Here is a 627-nt window from a genome sequence, read left to right as displayed (position 1 = left end):
GCCACTGTTTTGTTTCTGGAAGACCGGCAATGCAGCCGCGACTCCGTACAGCAGCCCCTTGATGTTGATGTCGATCATGCGATCCCACTCGTCAGTGCGAGCATCACTGAGCGGTGCAATCGCCATCAGCCCGGCATTGTTGACCAGTACATCAATGCGCCCGTAGGTGTCCAGGGCACCTTGAATGAGCGTTTTGACCTCTTCCTGAGAGGTGACATCGGTCTGATACGCGATTGCCTGACCACCTGCATTGGTCAGCTCAGTCACCAACGCGTCGAGTTTATCTTTGCGGCGTGCGGCCAGCACTACGCGCGCGCCAAGCGCAGCAAGGTGGCGTGCAGTCGCTTCACCCAAGCCACTGCTGGCGCCGGTGATAACGACAACTTTTCCAGAAATGTTATTGCTCATGTTGAGAACCTCATCGGCGGGTTTGTACTTCGCCATGGCTGGTTAGCCTGGCAGTGCGCAAACCTTAGCCCCATGATTGATCTCAATAAATGGAAAAGATTGGATTAAGATATTCCTGAATATGGAATAAATGGGAGGGCAACATGCTTAACCGCATGGAGATGGTCAGGATTTTTTGCACAGCAGCAGAGGCAGGTAGCTTCCGCGAAGCGGCAACCC

Annotated in this window: 1 protein-coding gene; it reads right to left on the bottom strand. The window is 53.9% G+C overall.

Annotation, left to right across the window (positions count from 1 at the left end; genetic code table 11):
- The coding region (locus tag QKY98_RS23615; protein ID WP_284671705.1) for an SDR family oxidoreductase at positions 1-408 on the bottom strand (408 nt) is incomplete at its 3' end.
- Between the last annotated feature and the right edge of the window lie 219 nt (positions 409-627).

It is taken from the genome of Pseudomonas sp. HR1 (genome assembly GCF_030175875.1).
In the GTDB taxonomy this organism is placed as follows: domain Bacteria; phylum Pseudomonadota; class Gammaproteobacteria; order Pseudomonadales; family Pseudomonadaceae; genus Chryseomonas; species Chryseomonas oryzihabitans.
The sequence above is the reverse complement of the archived record's forward strand: the minus strand, read 5'-3'. Positions and strand labels throughout refer to the sequence as shown.